The following is a 15,007-nucleotide window of genomic DNA, read 5'->3' on the forward strand; positions in this document are numbered from 1 at the left end:
GCGGGGGGGCGGCCGGGGGGCCCGCCCACCCTCGTCAGGTACCGGGCGTCGCCGACTCGCCGCACTCGCGTTCCCGGGCGCCCTCCCGGGTGCGGCCCGCGGCGACCGGGCGCCGCGGGTTGCGGCGCAGCCACTCGCCCTCCAGCTGGGCCATCCGCTCGTTGTGCGCCCGCAGCGCGTCGTTCGAGCCGTACAGCAGCGTGTCGTGGCGCGTGCGGTGGATGGTCTCCAGCTCCTTCATGAGCTGCTGGTCGTCCAGGCGACCCGGGTCCACTCCGGTCATGGTGCCGTCCCGCGTGTCGTGTTCGTTCATGCGGTCCGGGTACCCGCCCGGTGACACACCACCACCCCCGAGCGGTATCCGGGAGGGACCCATGGATCTCGCGTTTCTGCATCCCCTCTACGACCACCAGGGCCCCTGGGCCTCCGTCTACGTCGATCTCTCCCGGCACGCGGAGGACACCGCGCACGCCCGTGACCTGATGGCCGAGTCGGTCGGCCGGGAGCTGGCGGACCAGGGCGCCGACGAGGCGACCTGCCGGGCCGTGCGGGAGGCCCTGAAGGAGCTGCGGCACGCCACCGACCCGCACGGCCGGGCGCTGTTCGCCCGCGGCGGGCAGGTGATCCTGGACACCCCGCTGGCCCGGGCGCCGCTGCGCCCCACCGCGGTGCACTGGGCGCCGCTGCCGCATGTCTCGCCGCTGCTGGAGCTGGCCGGCGAGGACCCGGTGTGCGTGGTGGCCTACGTCGACCGCAAGGGCGCCGACTTCGAGCTGCGCTCCGCGCTGGGCAGCCAGGACGCGGGCGGGGTGACCGGCCGGCAGTGGCCGGTGCACCGCACCACCAGCTCCCTCGACTGGTCGGAGCGGCACTTCCAGCTGCGGGTGGAGAACACCTGGGAGCACAACGCGGCGGAGATCGCCGACGCGCTCGCCGTGTGCCAGGAGGAGACCGGTGCCGACCTGCTGATCCTGGTCGGCGACGACCGCGAGCGGCGGTCCGTGCACGAGCGGCTGCCCAAGCGGCTCCAGGGCCGGGTCGTGGAGGCCGCGCACGGCACCGGCAGCCGGCTCCTGGACGAGGAGGTCCGGGAGCTGCGCGAGGCGCACGTCACCGCGCGGGCCCAGCAGGACCTGGACCGGTTCCTGGCCGCCCGCGCCCCGGACGGCGCGGGCCGGGCCAGTGCGGCGGAGGGCGTGCCGGCGCTGGTCGAGGCGGCGCGGGAGCACCGTATCGACGAACTGCTGGTCATCCCGGACGGGCCGGACACCCACCGCGAGGTGTGGATCGGCGAGGACGCCGACCAGCTCGCGGTGCGGCGTACCGAGCTGAAGACGCTCGGCGAGCAGAACTCCTGGGCGGCCCGCGCGGACGACGCGCTGCTGCGCTCGGCGGTGCTGACCGGTGCCCCGGCGATCTCGGTGCGGCCGGCGCTGCCGGACGCCGAGGACCGGGTGGACACGCCGGTGGGCGGGCTGGGGGCGCTGCTGCGCTGGAAGTGAGTCAGCGCGCCCGCTCGACCCGCCGTTCGTCCCAGACCGGCTCCGGGGTCTCGCGGACCCGGCCGTCATGGCCGAAGACCAGGTAGCGGTCGAAGGCGCGGGCGAACCAGCGGTCGTGGGTGACCGCGAGGACCGTGCCGTCGAAGGACTCCAGGCCCTCCTGGAGTGCCTCGGCGGACTCCAGGTCGAGGTTGTCGGTGGGCTCGTCCAGGAGCAGGGCGGTGACGCCCTGGAGTTCCAGCAGCAGGATCTGGAAGCGGGCCTGCTGGCCGCCGGAGAGCCGCTCGAAGCTCTGCTCGGCCTGGCCGGTCAGCTCGTAGCGGCGCAGCCGGGACATCGCGGCGCCCCGGTCCTGGGCGTGCTCGGTCCACAGGATGTCCAGGAGGGTGCGGCCGAGCAGTTCGGGGTGGGCGTGGGTCTGGGCGAAGTGGCCCGGGACCACCCGCGCGCCGAGCTTCCACCGCCCGCTGTGCGCCACCTCCTCGCCGGCCAGCAGCCGCAGGAAGTGCGACTTGCCGGAGCCGTTGGAGCCGAGGACGGCGACCCGTTCGCCGTAGAAGACCTCCAGGTCGAAGGGTTTCATCAGGCCGGTCAGTTCGAGCTTTTCGCAGGTGACGGCGCGGACGCCGGTGCGGCCGCCCTTGAGCCGCATCCGGATGTCCTGCTCGCGCGGCGGCTCGGGCGGCGGGCCGGCCTCCTCGAACTTGCGCAGCCGGGTCTGGGCGGCGTGGTAGCGGGACGCCATCTCGTGGCTGACCGAGGCGGCCTGGCGCAGGGTGAGCACCAGCTTCTTCAGCTGGGCGTGTTTCTCGTCCCAGCGGCGGCGCAGCTCCTCGAAGCGGGCGAAGCGCTCGCGGCGGGCCTCGTGGTAGGTGGCGAAGGAGCCGCCGTGCGTCCAGGCGTCGGCGCCGGCCGGGCCCGGTTCCAGGGAGATGATCCGCTGGGCGGCGCGGGCCAGCAGCTCGCGGTCGTGGGAGACGAACAGGACGGTCTTGCGGGTCTCGGCGAGCCGCTCCTCCAGCCAGCGCTTGCCGGGCACGTCGAGGTAGTTGTCCGGCTCGTCGAGCAGCAGCACCTGGTCGGTGCCGCGCAGCAGCGCCTCCAGGACCAGGCGTTTCTGCTCACCGCCGGAGAGGGTGCGCACCTGCCGCCACTGCGCCTTCTCGTACGGCACGCCGAGCGCGGCCGTGGTGCACATGTCCCACAGCGTCTCCGCCTCGTAGCCGCGCGCCTCGGCCCAGTCGGACAGGGCCTGCGCGTACCTCATCTGCGCGGCCTCGTCGTCCACGGTCATGACGGCGTGCTCGGCGGCGTCCACCGCGCGGGCGGCGTCCCGGATGCGCGGCGGGGCGACCGAGACCAGCAGGTCGCGGACGGTCGTCTCGTCCCGTACCGAGCCGACGAACTGGCGCATCACGCCGAGGCCGCCGCTGACCGTGACGGTGCCCTCGTGCGGCTTCAGCTCGCCGGAGAGCAGCCGCAGCAAGGTGGTCTTGCCCGCCCCGTTGGGGCCGACGAGGGCCACGACGGCGCCCTCCCCCACCCGGAAGGAGACGTCGCCGAGCAGCGTCCTCCCGTCCGGCAGGTGGTACTCCAGGTGCGCTGCTTCGAGATGGCCCATGGGGTGATTGTCCCTGGTTCCGCACCCCGCCCGGCAACCGCGTTTCCCGAGCGGCGGGAGCGGCAGGAAAGGCCGCCCGGCGGGTAGGCGGGAGGGCATGAGCCCCGACGTAGACCTCACCGTCCCGCTGCCCGGCCCGCATCCCGTCCGCACGGGCTTCCTCGACCTCGACCGCCGGCTGTTCGAGGCGGTGGCCGCGCGGCACTTTCCCGGCGGCGACCGGGTGCTGCCGCGGCTGAGCCGCAGTGCCAACCACGGGGTGCTGTGGTTCGCGGCCGCCGCGGCGCTGACCGCGGCCCGCACCCCGCGCTCCCGGCGGGCCGCCGTGCGCGGCCTGGCCTCGCTCGGCGTGGCCTCGCTGACCATCAACACCCTCGGCAAGCGCTCGGTCCGCCGTCCCCGGCCGGTGCTGGACCCGGTACCGCTGGTGCGGCAGCTCAAGCGGCAGCCGATCACCACCTCGTTCCCGTCCGGGCACGCCGCCTCGGCCGCCGCGTTCGCCACCGGGGTGGCGTTGGAGTCGCCGGCCTGGGGCGCGGCGGTGGCCCCGATCGCCGCGGCGGTCGCCCTGTCCCGGGTCTACACCGGCGTGCACTTCCCCAGTGACGTGGTGGCGGGCGCGGCGCTCGGCGCGGGCGCCGCGTTCGCGGTCCGCGGGCTGGTGCCCACCCGGGCCCAGCTGCTGCCGCCGGCCCGGCCGGTCGCCGAGGTGCCGGCGCTGTCCGGCGGCGAGGGTCTGGTGATGGTGGCCAACCTCGGCTCGGGCACCTCGGAGCGGGTCCGGGCGCTGTGCGACGCGCTGCCGCTGGCCGAGGTGATCGAGGCCGAACCGGGCGATGTGGGGGGCGAGTTGGAGAAGGCGGCGGGCCGGGCCCGGGTGCTCGGCGTGTGCGGCGGCGACGGCACGGTGAACGCGGCGGCCCGGGTCGCCCTGCGCCACGGGCTGCCGCTGGCGGTGCTGCCCGGCGGCACCCTGAACCACTTCGCCTACGACCTCGGCGTCGAAGACGTCCGGGCGCTGTGCCGGGCGCTGGAGCAGGGCGAGGGCGTCCGGGTGGACGTGGGCCGGTTCACCTCCGGGCGGCTGGACGGGATCTTCCTGAACACCTTCAGCCTCGGGGTGTACCCGGAGCTGGTGCGCGAGCGGGAGCGCTTCTCGCCCCGGATCGGCGGCTGGCCGGCCGGCGTGCTGGCGGCCGTCCGGGTCCTGCGCGCCGACCGGCATCCGCTGCGGGCCGAGGTCGGCGGCCGCACCCGGCCGCTGTGGATGCTGTTCGCGGGCAACGGCACGTACCACCGCATGGGGCTGGCGCCGGGCCGCCGGCTGGATCTGGCGGACGGCCGGCTCGACGTACGGGTGGTGCACGGCGGCAGCCGGCCCGCGCTGCGGCTGCTGTCGGCGGCCTTCGCCGGGCCGCTGACCCGGTCCCCCGCGCACGCGGCGGTGCAGGTGGGACGGCTGCGGCTGAAGGGCGTCGCGCCGGGCACGCTGCTGGCCTACGACGGCGAGGTCACCGAGACCGAGGGCGATGTGACGGTGGAGAAGCTGCCCGAGGCGCTCACGGTGTACCGGCCGCTGCCCTGACCGATCTGACGCCCCGTCATCCCATATGGCAAAACGACGGTCTCAGCATGCGATCGGCGGGCGTACGGTGAGCGCAGTCGTCCGAGAGGGGATCAGCGATGCCGAGGCCGCAGGAGACCGCCGTCTACACGCACGGGCACCACGAGTCCGTGCTCCGCTCGCACACCTGGCGCACCGCCGCCAACTCCGCCGGGTATCTGCTCGGCGCCCTGAAGCCGCACATGCGGATCCTGGACATCGGCTGCGGTCCGGGCACCATCACCGCGGACCTCGCGGCGCTGGTCCCGGACGGCCGTGTCACCGGCGTCGACCGGGCCCCGCAGATCCTGGACCGGGCCCGGGCGGTGGCCGCCGAACGGGGCCTGGCCAACATCGACTTCGCCGTGGCCGACGTGCACGCCCTGGACTACCCCGACGGCACCTTCTGCGTGGTCCACGCCCATCAGGTGCTCCAGCACGTGGGCGACCCGGTGGCGGCGCTGCGCGAGATGCGGCGGGTGACGAAGCCGGGCGGTTTCGTCGCCGTCCGCGACTCCGATTACGGCGCCATGACCTGGTACCCGGCGTCGGCCGGGATGGACGCCTGGCTGGACCTGTACCGGCGGGTGGCCCGGGCCAACGGCGGCGAGCCGGACGCCGGGCGCCGGCTGAAGGCGTGGGCGCTGGAGGCCGGCTTCACCGACATCACCGCCGGCTCCAGCACCTGGACCTTCACCACGCCCGAGGAGCGGGCCTGGTGGAGCGGCCTGTGGGCGGACCGGACCGTGGAGTCGGCGTACGCCGAGCGGGCCACGGAGGGCGGCCATGCGTCGGCGGAGGAACTGCGGGCCGTTTCGGCGGCCTGGCGGAATTGGGGGGAGCGGCCCGAGGGCTGGTTCGGTGTGCTGCACGGAGAGATTCTGTGCAGAAAGGATGTCTGATCGAAGAAATCCGGGACACCAGTACGGCAGGAGGTAATTCACTATGGTTCCGCTTCTGCTCGTCCTGTTGCTCGCTCTCATCCTTTTCGGCGCCGGATTCGCCCTGAAGATTCTCTGGTGGATCGCTCTGGTCGTCATCGTCCTGTGGCTGCTGGGCTTCCTGGTGCGCGGCACGTCGGCCGGCGGCGGACGCGGCCGCTGGTACCGGTGGTGACCACGTGGTGAGGCCGCTGCCCCGGGAGGCTCACTCCCGGGGCAGCAGCGGTCCGAGCGGCCCGAGGTCCAGATTCAGGTCCTCGGGCCGCAGACCGTAGCGCTCCCGCAGCTCGGTCATGCGGTCGTCGAGCAGCATCAGGGTGAGCCCGATGCGCTCCTCCTGGTCCTCGCTGAGATCGCCCTGGTCGAAGCGGCGCAGCGCCTGCCGCTCCATGAGCTGGCGGAGCAGCTCCACCACGGTCAGCACCAGCTTGATCAGGTCCCGTTCGACGGTGTCGGGCTCGAACTCGATCCGGCCGTGTCGCTCGCTCACGTCAGTCCTCCCAGGGCGAGGGCACATTGGCGTTGACCGAGCTGATCAGCGCGTTCAGGTCGATGCGGACCAGGTCGACGTCGGCGATGCGCAGCGTGAGGTCCCCGGTGATCACCACCCCGCCGGCCAGCAGCCGGTCCAGCAGGTCGACCAGGGCGATCTCCCGGCGTTCCACGACGGTCATGAACCCTCCCCGTTCCCGGTGCTGTCGCCCGCGAAGGAATAGGCCGCCCAGGGGCCGGTGAGTTCCACCCGAATTCCCGGGGCGTCGTCCTTTGTCCGGTCGACCAGTTCCACGAATTCCTCGGAGAGATCCCGCCGCACCAGATAGGCGGCATTGAGTACATTGCGTCCGGCGGCCCCGGAAAGCTGCGGATTCTGCGGCGTGTGCAGCCGGGCGTCGTCGGCCCGCCCGGACAGCGTCTCGTGCAGCCGGCCGGCGAACTCCTCCGCCCGCTGCCACAGATCCTCGCCGGCCCGGGTGCGCATCCGCCGCTGGAGCAGATAGTCCCGCCCCGAGGCGGGCTTCCCGGCCGGCTGTGCCGCGGCCTGCTGTCCGCCGCCGCTCTCGACGTACACCTTGACGCCCCACTCCACCCGGCCGGCCAGCCGCTCCAGGGTGCGCAGGAAGCCCTGCTCGCGTTCCTCCATCATCACCCGGACGCCGCTGTCGTCCCGGAAGACCGTGGCCAGCCGGAGCGGCAGCGGCGTGGTGACGGCGGTCAGCGCGTCGATCACCTGCTGATGGGCGCGGGCGGTCGCCGCCAGCCAGTCCAGGTCCTCCAGGTGGGCCTTGAGGGACTCCTCGGTGAAGTCGGCCTCGGGGACATGGCTGACGACGGCGACCAGGCCGTGGTGGCGCAGTGTTCTGGGCGGATCGCCCGCCACCCCGGTCAGCTGCGACTGGAGGGCCGCGTCGAAGGGGCGGCAGACGGCGTAGACGTACCGCAGTCCGCTCATGGGGATTCCTCTTCCTGCTGAGCTTCCCGCTGGGATTCCCGCTGGGCTTCTCGCTGAGGCCGGCGGCCCGGCTCCAGCGGGGTACGGCCGGACTCCAGCTCGGCCAGCCGTTCGCGCAGCTCCCGGTTCTCCCGGGCGAGTTCCTTGTGCTTGGCGTTCGAGGAGAGCGCCGGGTCGCTCTCCCACCAGTCGATGCCCATCTCCTTGGCCTTGTCGACGGAGGCGACGATGAGCCGCAGCTTGATGGTGAGCAGCTCGATGTCGAGCAGGTTGATCCGGATGTCGCCGGCGATGACGACACCCTTGTCCAGCACCCGCTCCAGGATGTCGGCGAGGTTGGCGCTCTGTCCCTGGCCGAAGGGTTCGGGCATGCGGCTGGGTGTCGTCATCGACGGCTCCCGCGCTCGGCGTACTCGTCTTCCTCGCGGTACGCGTCGTCCCGGTCGCCCTTGTCCTCGGCCTCGTACTCGTCCTCGGCGTCCTCGACGTCGTCGGCGTACTCGTCCTCGGCTTCGGGCTCCTCGTCGGTCTCCTCCTCCGCCTCGTCCTCCGCCTCGTCCTGCGGCTCCTCCTCGTAGGCGTCGTCCGCCTCGTCGTACGGAGCTTCGTCCTTGGCGTCCTCGGTGTCCTCGGCTTCCTCGTGCTCCTCCTGCTCGTCCCGTTCCTCCTCCGCGACCGCGTCGTCGTGGCTGCGGACCACCTCGCCGTCGCGGATCTCCCCGCGCCAGCCGTCCTCCGTCTCGCCCTTCAGCGTGATGAAGCGGACGTAGTTCTTCAGGTCGAGCCGCAGCCGGCGGCCCTGGGCCCGCCAGATGTTGCCGGTCTTCTCGAACAGGCCCTTGGGGTAGTACTCGACGACCACGATGACCCGGGTCAGGGTCGGCGCCAGCTCGTGGAAGGAGACGACGCCCTTCGTGGTGCCCTTGGCGCCCTCGGAGGTCCAGGAGACCCGGTCGTCCGGCACCTGTTCGGTGGTCTTCGCCTTCCAGCTCCGGTTGGACCAGAAGACCTTCAGCTGCCAGTCGGAGGTGGTGTCGTCGGCGCGGTTCGCGCTCTTGACGCCCTTCGCGAAGGTGCTGAAGTCCTGGTAGTGGGTCCACTGGTCGTAGGCGGTGCGCAGCTCCACGCCGACGTCGGCGTACTCGATGATGACGGTCGGCTTCTGGCCGGCGCCGCCCTTGCGCTTGCCCTTGCCGCCGCCGAGGTTCTTGAACGCGCCGACCACGTTGTCCTTCAGCCGGCCGGCGCCGAGCTCCACCGCGGTGCGCATCGGGCTCTTGCCCTCGGCGAGCTTGCGCCCGCCGTCCAGGGCCAGCTTGGCGAAGCCGGGGCTGTTGCCGTCGGCGATGTCGTTCAGCTTGACGGTGGTCTCGCCGAGCTTGCGGCCGACGCCGACCAGCATCTTGGTGGCCTGGGCGGCGAGGTACTGCTGCACCTCGTCCTTGAGCCGGTCGGCGGCCTCACCGCGGGCCACGTCGGCCAGCGGGTTGTGCTTCGCCGCGCCGCCCGCCTTGCCGGCCGCGCCCCTGACGGTCCCGGTCATCGCTCACCACCGCCCTTCGGCAGCCGGGCCCGGGTACCGCGGGCGGCGCCCCGGGCGGTCTTGGTCGCCGACTGGGTGCGCTTCGCCGCGGTCTTCTTCACCGGCGTCTTCTTGGCGGCGGCGGTCTTCTTGGCCGCCGTCTTCTTCGCCGGCGCCTTCTTGGCCGTCTTCGCGGCCGCCTCGCCCGGGGCCTTCTTCGCCGTACGGCCGCTCCGTCGCGCGGGCTCCTCGTGCCGCTGCCCGGGCTCGTCGTCGGGCTCGGCGCCCCGGTCGGCGGCTTCGGCTTCGTCGTCGTACTCGGCCCGGTCGTCGTACTCGTCGCGGTCGTCGTCGTACTCGTCACGGTCGTCGTCGCGGTCCGTGCCGGGCACCTTGGAGGCGACGCCCGAGAGCTGGTCGCGCACCTGGGAGGTACGGCCGTGCAGCCGGTCGGCGAGCCCGTTGATCTGCCGCTCGACCAGCGCCCCGGTGGCCGCCTTGCCGACGCCCTGCATGTCCTGCCGCAGCTGGTCGCCTATCTCCTTGAACTGCGGATTGTTCTGGAGCTGGCCGGAGACCAGGTCCGCGATGCCGCGCGGGGTGAGGTTGAGCCGCTTGCCGGCCACCGCCGTCCCCACCGCGATCGCGAATTTGAGTTTCTTCGTGCGTCCCAGCAGATAGCCGGCCCCTACCGCGAGGCCGAGTCCCACTCGATTCATGGTGTCGTCCCGTTGCCCGTTCCCGCGCTGCCGCGCGACGCGATCTCCAGCCGGTCCAGGAGTTCGTCCTCCTGCCGGTCGAACTCCTCCTCCGTGATCTCACCGGCCTCCAACTGCTCCTCCAGGCGGGACAGTTCAGCTCGTACGGTGGCCGGGTCGTAGTAGATCCGCTCGGCTTCCTGGAGTACCTGTCTGACGGCCCAGGCGCTGCCGCGCACCGGTGCGAACGGCAGCAGCAGCACCTCCGAGATCAGGCCCATTTCGTTCACTCCGCTCCGGTGTCGGCGCCGCCCGCCGCGGTGCCCGCGGGCTCGGCGGGGCCGGGCTCCACGAAGCTGTACGGCGGCAGCGGGCCGTTGATCCGCACCTCCAGGTGCGGCAGCTCCCGGCGGGCGCGCTCCACGGCCGCCAGGAAGGTGTCGGCGCGTTCCCGGTCCACCAGGAACGACACATTGGCCAGCCAGCCGGTGGACTCGGGTCCGACGCTGACCGCGTCGGCCTCCGGCTCCAGCACCCGCTGGACGGCGCCGGCGTCCTCGGCCTCCCGGGCCTGGACCGCCGCGGCGACCATCTCGCCGAGCTGGATCTTGCTCTCGTAACTCCCGCCGCCCGCCTGCCGGTTGGCCTCGGCCAGCGCGCGGATCTCCGGGCTCTCGGCCATCACGTGGTGCAGTACGGCCTCTTCCACGTGGTTGGCCTTGATGTTGTACTCGACCCGGCCGTCCAGGGCGTGCAGCCGCTCCTTGTAGTGCTCGGCGCGTTCGGCGAGCACGCCGGTGACGGACTTGTCGTCGGGGGCCACGCTGCCGAACCGCATCGGCAGCACACAGCCCTCCGCGCCCGCCTCGGCGAGCACGTTCTGGTGGGCGAGCAGGTCCTTGCGCTTGGGCCGCAGCCCCTCGGGGGCGTCACTGACGACGGCCGCCAGGTCCCCCTCGGTCAGCACCCGCACCTTGCGCGGCGGGTCGCCGACGCCGGCCAGGTCCTCGGGGAGCGCGGGGTGCGCGCTCGCCGTGATGCCGTAGACGTACGTACTCACTCCTGCTCCTCCTTACGGCGCGAGGACGTCGACCTGCGGGCACGGGGGCGGGACTCGGTCTCGTTCTCGTTCTCGCCGCGGGCCTGCTTGAAGGCGTCCGAGATGGTCTCGGCGGCGCCGGACAGCGCGCCCTTGGACTTGCCGCGCGCGCCGGACTCGGTCATGGTCCCGACCAGGTCGGGCAGGCCCGGGTTCTTGCGCGGGCCGGCCTCCAGGTCGAGGCGGTTGCACGCCTCGGCGAAGCGCAGGTAGGTGTCGACGCTGGCGACGACGACCCGGACGTCGATCTTGAGGATCTCGATACCGACCAGGGACACCCGCACGAATGCGTCGATGACGAGCCCCCTGTCCAGAACGAGTTCCAGCACGTCGTAGAGGCCGCTGCTGCCGCCTCCGCCGCCGGTCTGCTGTGCCGGTACGACAGTCATTCCGGCTGATCCCTCCTTGGGTCGGTGAATGTGGGTGTGAGTCAGTGAGTCCGCGTGGGCCGGCTAGTGACCGCCGCGGCGCCCGTCGGAGCGGCCGCGTTCGTAGCGGCGGACCCGGCGGTAGCCGGTGAGCTGCCCGTCGGAATCCAGTTCCACCTGGTAGCTCGCCATCAGGCTCATCGTGTCGGGGACGCGCTCCAGTTCGAGCACCTCGACCTCCAGTGCCCAGCCGTCCTCCGTCTGCTCGAAGGACGACACGGACTCGGCGGTCATCCCGGTCAGCTCCGCGAGCTGGGCGCGCGCCTCGCGCAGCACCTCCATCGGGCGGGGCCGGCGCGACTCGCCGGAGTCCTGTGACTTCTGGGACTTCTGTGAACTTTGTGAACTCTGTTGCGTGGGTTGCGAATCGGACGTGTTCTTTGTGTTCGACATGGCCACCTCCCCCTCCGTGTGGCCGCAAGCGTGTTCGCCAAACCTCCATGAGCACACGCATCTGTCCCACGCAACTCGACAGGGGTCAGCCGTGCCGCGACTCCAGCCGTCGCCGGGCCGGTCCGAGGCCGCGGGCGCGCCGCATGACGTCGGCCCAGGGGTCGGTGCGGGCCTGCGCCACCGCGTCCGCGACGGTCCAGCGGCGGGCGTGCAGCGCGGGGTCGTCGAGCTGGTCCCGGGTGAGCGGGGTGGCCACGGGGGCGCCGGGCTTCGCCCGCACGGTGTACGGCGCGACGGCGGTCTGCGCGTAGGCGTTGCGCTGGACGTCGAGGTAGAGCCGGTCGCCGCGGTCCTTCTTGCGGGCGGCGGTGGTGAGCCGGTCCGGGTGGGCGGCGGCGAGGGTCTCGGCGACGCGGTGCGCGAAGTGGCGTACCTCGTCGAAGTCCGGCCCCCGGCGCAGCGGCACGATCAGGTGCAGGCCCCGGGAGCCGGTGGTCATCGGCGCCCACGGCAGCCGCAGCGTGTCGAGCAGTTCGCCGAGCAGGTGGGCGGCCTCGCGGACGGTCTCGAAGTCGTCGACGCCCGGGTCGAGGTCGAAGACCATCCGGTCGGGGTGGTGCGGGCGGTCGGCGCGGGAGAGCCAGCGGTGCAGGGTCAGGGCCGCCTGGTCGGCGAGGTGCAGCAGGGTCGCGGTGTCGTCGCAGACCGTGTGGCACACCGTGCCGCCCGCCTTGGGCAGTTCCACGCGGCTGACCCAGTCCGGGTAGTGCTCGGGGGTGTTCTTCTGCATGAACACCGGGCCGTCGACGCCGTCCGGGTGCCGCTCCAGCATCAGCGGGCGGCCCCGCAGATGCGGCAGCGCGTACGGGGCGACGGCCCGGTAGTAGTCGACCAGGTCTCCTTTGGTGACCTGGTCCGCGGTGCCCTGGTCCGCGGTGCCCCGCGCCGGGAAGAGCACCTTGTCCGGCCGGTGCACCTCGACGGTGTGCCGACCGGCCCGCACGGTCCGCGCGGCGGCTGGGCTCACGGCACCACCGCCTGCTCCACCAGCAGCCGGCCGGCCGTGGCGATCGACTCGGCGTCGATGCCGGCCGCGTGCAACTGCTCGTCCGGGGCGGCCGACCCCGGCATCGTGCGCACCGCGAGCCGCACCAGCCGGGGCACCGGGCCGCCGTCCGCGAACGCCTCCGCGACCGCGTCGCCGAGGCCGCCCTCGGGGTGGTGGTCCTCGACGGTGAGCAGACAGCCGGTCTCCTCGGCGGCCCGGCGCAGGGTGTCCCGGTCGACCGGCTTGACCGAGTACAGGTCGATCACCCGGGCCGCGATGCCCTCCTCGGCCAGCGCGTCGGCGGCGGCCAGCGCCTCGGGCACGGTGACGCCCGCCGCGACGAAGGTGAGCCGGTCGTCCGGGCCGGCCGAGCGCAGCACCTTGCTGCCACCGACCGGGAACTCCTCGTCGGGCCCGTAGAGCACCTCGGCGCCGCCGCGCGAGGTGCGCAGATAGCGGATGCCCGCCAGGCCGGCCACCTCGGCGACCAGGCGCGCGGTCTGGTTGGGGTCGCACGGGTACAGCACGGTCGAGCCGTGCACGGCCCGCATCATCGCGAGGTCCTCCAGGCCCATCTGGCTGGGCCCGTCCTGGCCGATGGCGGTGCCCGCGTGCGAGCCGTTGAGGACGATCCCGGAACCGCTGACCGACGCCATCCGGATGAAGTCGTGGGCGCGGGTCAGGAAGGCCGCGAAGGTGGAGGCGTACGGCAGCCTGCCGCGCGCCGCCATGCCGACGGCCGTGGCGACGAGCTGCTGCTCGGCGATGTAGCACTCGAAGTAGCGCTCGGGGTGTTCCTTGGCGAACAGCTCCGCGCGGGTGGAGTCGCCCACCTCGCCGTCCAGTACGACGACATCCTCACGGGCGGTGCCCAGCGCGGTCAGCGCCTGCCCGAAGGCGTCCCGGGTGGCCGCCTGCCCGCCCTTCTCCCAGCGCGGCAGCTCCAGCCGGCCGGCGCCGTCCGGGTGCGGCGCCTGCGCGGACTTGGCGACCGGCTCCTGGACGTGCACGGTGATCGAGCGCGGCCCGCCCAGCTCGGCGATGGCCTCGGCCGCGTCCTTGACCGGCTTGCCGTGCAGTCCCTCGCGGTCCTCGGTGGCCGCGACGCCCTTGCCCTTGAGGGTGCGGGCGATGATCGCGGTGGGCTGGCCGCGGGTGGAGAGCGCCTCGCCGTAGGCGCGGTCGACTGCGTCCACGTCATGGCCGTCGATCTCGACCGTGTGCCAGTCGAAGGCGCGGAACCGGCGGGCGTAGGCGTCCAGGTCGTGGCCGTGCCGGGTGGCGCCGCGCTGGCCGAGCCGGTTGACGTCGACGATCACGGTCAGGTTGTCGAGCTGCTCGTACCCGGCGTGCTCGGCGGCCTCCCACACCGAGCCCTCGGCCAGCTCGCTGTCCCCGCACAGCACCCACACCCGGTAGCCGGTGCGGTCCAGGCGCGCGCCGGCCAGCGCGATGCCGACGCCGACCGGCAGGCCCTGGCCGAGCGAGCCGGTGGCGGTCTCCACCCAGGGCAGCCGCTGCGGCGTGGGGTGCCCCTCCAGCCGGCTGCCCAGCTTGCGGAAGGTGCGCAGTTCCTCGTCGTCGATGACGCCGGCCGCCTTGTAGGCGGAGTAGAGCAGTGGGGAGGCGTGTCCCTTGGACAGCACGAAGCGGTCGTTGCCCGGGTGGGCGGGGCGCTCGAAGTCGTAGCGCAGGTGGTTGGCCAGCAGTACGGCCATCAGGTCGGCGGCGGACATCGAGGACGTGGGGTGCCCCGAGCCGGCCGCGTCGGCGGCGCGGACGCTGTCCACGCGCAGCTGCTGTCCCAGTTCGACGAGTTCCTCGGTGTTCATGTGTCTCCTTCCGCGCGGTCGTCGTCGGTACGCCGGACGGGGCCGGGGGCCACGCCGGGACCGGGAGGCGGCTGGTCGGGCGGGGGTTCGACACCGGGGTCGGGGCCGGGGCCGGTGGGCGCACCGCGCGGGTGGCTCCTGGCCGGCTCGCCGCCGGGGTGCTCGGCGGCGGGTTCGCCGCCCGGGTGCGCCTTGGCCGGCTCACCGCCCGGCTGTCCCTTGGCGGCCTCGCCGCCGCGCCCGCCGGGCCGGGCGCTCTCGTCCGTCTCGTCCGTCTCTTTCATCCCGCTCACCGCGCGCCTCTCGCTGCTCGGCCCCGTGCAGAAACCCGCCGCCGCCCGGACCGCCGCCCACGCGTCGAGCCTTTCGCGTCCCCCTGGCCAGGACGCCCAAACGTGGGCGAGCGGCCCGTACCACCGGTTTCCGGCCCACCGCCCGGGTACTCGGGCGGCGGGCCGGCGACGGCTACATCACGATGACGCCGGACGCGGCGGTCAGGACGGTGCACCGGCTGTGGGCCAACGAGCTGCTGCCCGGCGAGCCGGGCCAGGTGCTGCCCTCACCGAAACACTTCGCGCAGGCGCAGACCCTGGTCACCAGATCGGCCCCGACGTCCGCGGGTTCTTCGACTTCTACCGGATGAAGGTGCTGCCGCAGGTGTGAGCCCCGGCGCCCCGGCCGTCAGGCCCTGCCGTGCGGGGCCTCGGGGTCGATGTCGTCCTGCCGGGGCTCCTGGGCCCGGGTCCCCGGCGCCCCGGGCGTCCCGGGCGCGGTGGGCGGCATCGGCGGGTACGGCATGCCGAGCCCGCTCGGCGGCGCGGCCGGCGCCGTCCCGCCGGGCACCCGCCCCTGGCCGCCGGCGCCGTGTCC

At 73.3% G+C, this 15,007-nt stretch carries 19 protein-coding genes and 2 pseudogenes; 5 read left to right on the forward strand and 16 right to left on the reverse strand.

The features are described 5' to 3' along the window. Positions 1-34 precede the first annotated feature (34 nt). Positions 35-313 carry a DUF6158 family protein gene (locus ACTT8P_RS35935; RefSeq protein WP_442836003.1) on the reverse strand — a complete coding sequence of 93 codons (279 nt, stop codon included), beginning with the start codon at positions 311-313 and terminating at the stop codon, positions 35-37. A 61-nt stretch (positions 314-374) separates the two neighbouring features. On the opposite strand from ACTT8P_RS35935, the gene ACTT8P_RS35940 reads away from it, so the two are divergent. Next, the gene (locus ACTT8P_RS35940; protein ID WP_442836004.1) at positions 375-1,502 is read left to right on the forward strand and encodes a baeRF2 domain-containing protein; all 1,128 of its coding nucleotides are present in this window, start codon (positions 375-377) and stop codon (positions 1,500-1,502) included. Position 1,503: 1 nt separating this feature from the next. Here the strand turns inward: ACTT8P_RS35940 and ACTT8P_RS35945 are convergent, their stop codons facing one another. Continuing rightward, the gene (locus ACTT8P_RS35945) at positions 1,504-3,123 is read right to left on the reverse strand and encodes an ABC-F family ATP-binding cassette domain-containing protein (protein ID WP_442836005.1); all 1,620 of its coding nucleotides are present in this window, start codon (positions 3,121-3,123) and stop codon (positions 1,504-1,506) included. A gap of 97 nt (positions 3,124-3,220) precedes the next feature. Between ACTT8P_RS35945 and ACTT8P_RS35950 the strand changes: the two genes are divergently transcribed. The 3 genes from ACTT8P_RS35950 (at position 3,221) to ACTT8P_RS35960 (ending at position 5,842) form a co-directional block, all read left to right on the forward strand. Continuing rightward, positions 3,221-4,708, forward strand: a complete 1,488-nt coding sequence (locus ACTT8P_RS35950; RefSeq protein WP_442836006.1) for a bifunctional phosphatase PAP2/diacylglycerol kinase family protein — start codon at positions 3,221-3,223, stop codon at positions 4,706-4,708. Between the two features lie 98 nt (positions 4,709-4,806). Then, positions 4,807-5,628 (forward strand): methyltransferase domain-containing protein, encoded by an 822-nt coding sequence (locus tag ACTT8P_RS35955; protein WP_442836007.1) that lies wholly within the window; start codon positions 4,807-4,809, stop codon positions 5,626-5,628. 43 nt (positions 5,629-5,671) lie between these two features. Next, positions 5,672-5,842, forward strand: coding sequence for a hydrophobic protein (locus ACTT8P_RS35960; protein WP_442836008.1), 171 nt, complete (start codon positions 5,672-5,674; stop codon positions 5,840-5,842). A gap of 30 nt (positions 5,843-5,872) precedes the next feature. On the opposite strand, the gene ACTT8P_RS35965 is transcribed toward ACTT8P_RS35960, so the two are convergent. The 13 genes from ACTT8P_RS35965 to ACTT8P_RS36025 form a co-directional block, all read right to left on the reverse strand. After that, complete coding sequence (locus tag ACTT8P_RS35965; protein ID WP_442836009.1) at positions 5,873-6,157, reverse strand: gas vesicle protein K; 285 nt, start codon at positions 6,155-6,157, stop codon at positions 5,873-5,875. Position 6,158: 1 nt separating this feature from the next. Continuing rightward, entirely contained in the window at positions 6,159-6,341 is a 183-nt protein-coding gene (locus ACTT8P_RS35970) for a gas vesicle protein (protein WP_215168427.1), read from the reverse strand. After that, the gene (locus ACTT8P_RS35975) at positions 6,338-7,117 is read right to left on the reverse strand and encodes a GvpL/GvpF family gas vesicle protein (RefSeq protein ID WP_442836010.1); all 780 of its coding nucleotides are present in this window, start codon (positions 7,115-7,117) and stop codon (positions 6,338-6,340) included. Before ACTT8P_RS35975 ends, ACTT8P_RS35970 begins: the two co-directional genes overlap by 4 nt. Then, positions 7,114-7,506 carry a gas vesicle protein gene (locus ACTT8P_RS35980; protein WP_442836011.1) on the reverse strand — a complete coding sequence of 131 codons (393 nt, stop codon included), beginning with the start codon at positions 7,504-7,506 and terminating at the stop codon, positions 7,114-7,116. Before ACTT8P_RS35980 ends, ACTT8P_RS35975 begins: the two co-directional genes overlap by 4 nt. After that, positions 7,503-8,660, reverse strand: a complete 1,158-nt coding sequence (locus ACTT8P_RS35985) for an SRPBCC family protein (protein WP_442836012.1) — start codon at positions 8,658-8,660, stop codon at positions 7,503-7,505. Before ACTT8P_RS35985 ends, ACTT8P_RS35980 begins: the two co-directional genes overlap by 4 nt. Continuing rightward, positions 8,657-9,358, reverse strand: coding sequence for a DNA primase (locus tag ACTT8P_RS35990; protein WP_442836013.1), 702 nt, complete (start codon positions 9,356-9,358; stop codon positions 8,657-8,659). The genes ACTT8P_RS35985 and ACTT8P_RS35990 overlap by 4 nt, the downstream gene beginning before the upstream one ends. After that, positions 9,355-9,618 carry a gas vesicle protein GvpG gene (locus ACTT8P_RS35995; protein ID WP_442836014.1) on the reverse strand — a complete coding sequence of 88 codons (264 nt, stop codon included), beginning with the start codon at positions 9,616-9,618 and terminating at the stop codon, positions 9,355-9,357. Before ACTT8P_RS35995 ends, ACTT8P_RS35990 begins: the two co-directional genes overlap by 4 nt. A gap of 5 nt (positions 9,619-9,623) precedes the next feature. Next, positions 9,624-10,397 (reverse strand): GvpL/GvpF family gas vesicle protein, encoded by a 774-nt coding sequence (locus ACTT8P_RS36000; RefSeq protein ID WP_442836015.1) that lies wholly within the window; start codon positions 10,395-10,397, stop codon positions 9,624-9,626. After that, the gene (locus ACTT8P_RS36005) at positions 10,394-10,825 is read right to left on the reverse strand and encodes a gas vesicle structural protein GvpA (RefSeq protein WP_442836016.1); all 432 of its coding nucleotides are present in this window, start codon (positions 10,823-10,825) and stop codon (positions 10,394-10,396) included. Before ACTT8P_RS36005 ends, ACTT8P_RS36000 begins: the two co-directional genes overlap by 4 nt. Positions 10,826-10,888: 63 nt before the next feature. Beyond that, entirely contained in the window at positions 10,889-11,257 is a 369-nt protein-coding gene (locus ACTT8P_RS36010) for a gas vesicle protein (RefSeq protein ID WP_442836017.1), read from the reverse strand. 85 nt (positions 11,258-11,342) lie between these two features. After that, positions 11,343-12,284, reverse strand: a complete 942-nt coding sequence (gene ligD, locus ACTT8P_RS36015) for a non-homologous end-joining DNA ligase (protein WP_442836018.1) — start codon at positions 12,282-12,284, stop codon at positions 11,343-11,345. After that, complete coding sequence (locus ACTT8P_RS36020; protein WP_442836019.1) at positions 12,281-14,137, reverse strand: transketolase; 1,857 nt, start codon at positions 14,135-14,137, stop codon at positions 12,281-12,283. The genes ligD and ACTT8P_RS36020 overlap by 4 nt, the downstream gene beginning before the upstream one ends. Further along, positions 14,134-14,421, reverse strand: a complete 288-nt coding sequence (locus ACTT8P_RS36025; RefSeq protein WP_442836020.1) for a hypothetical protein — start codon at positions 14,419-14,421, stop codon at positions 14,134-14,136. Before ACTT8P_RS36025 ends, ACTT8P_RS36020 begins: the two co-directional genes overlap by 4 nt. Positions 14,422-14,552: 131 nt before the next feature. Between ACTT8P_RS36025 and ACTT8P_RS36030 the strand changes: the two are divergent. Further along, positions 14,553-14,800, forward strand: a pseudogene (locus ACTT8P_RS36030) (LLM class F420-dependent oxidoreductase); the annotation flags it as partial. Between the two features lie 18 nt (positions 14,801-14,818). Here the strand turns inward: ACTT8P_RS36030 and ACTT8P_RS36035 are convergent. Next, positions 14,819-15,007: pseudogene (locus tag ACTT8P_RS36035) on the reverse strand (phage holin family protein); the annotation flags it as partial.

It is taken from the genome of Streptomyces sp. JW3, from assembly GCF_052216785.1.
Lineage (GTDB): Bacteria > Actinomycetota > Actinomycetes > Streptomycetales > Streptomycetaceae > Streptomyces.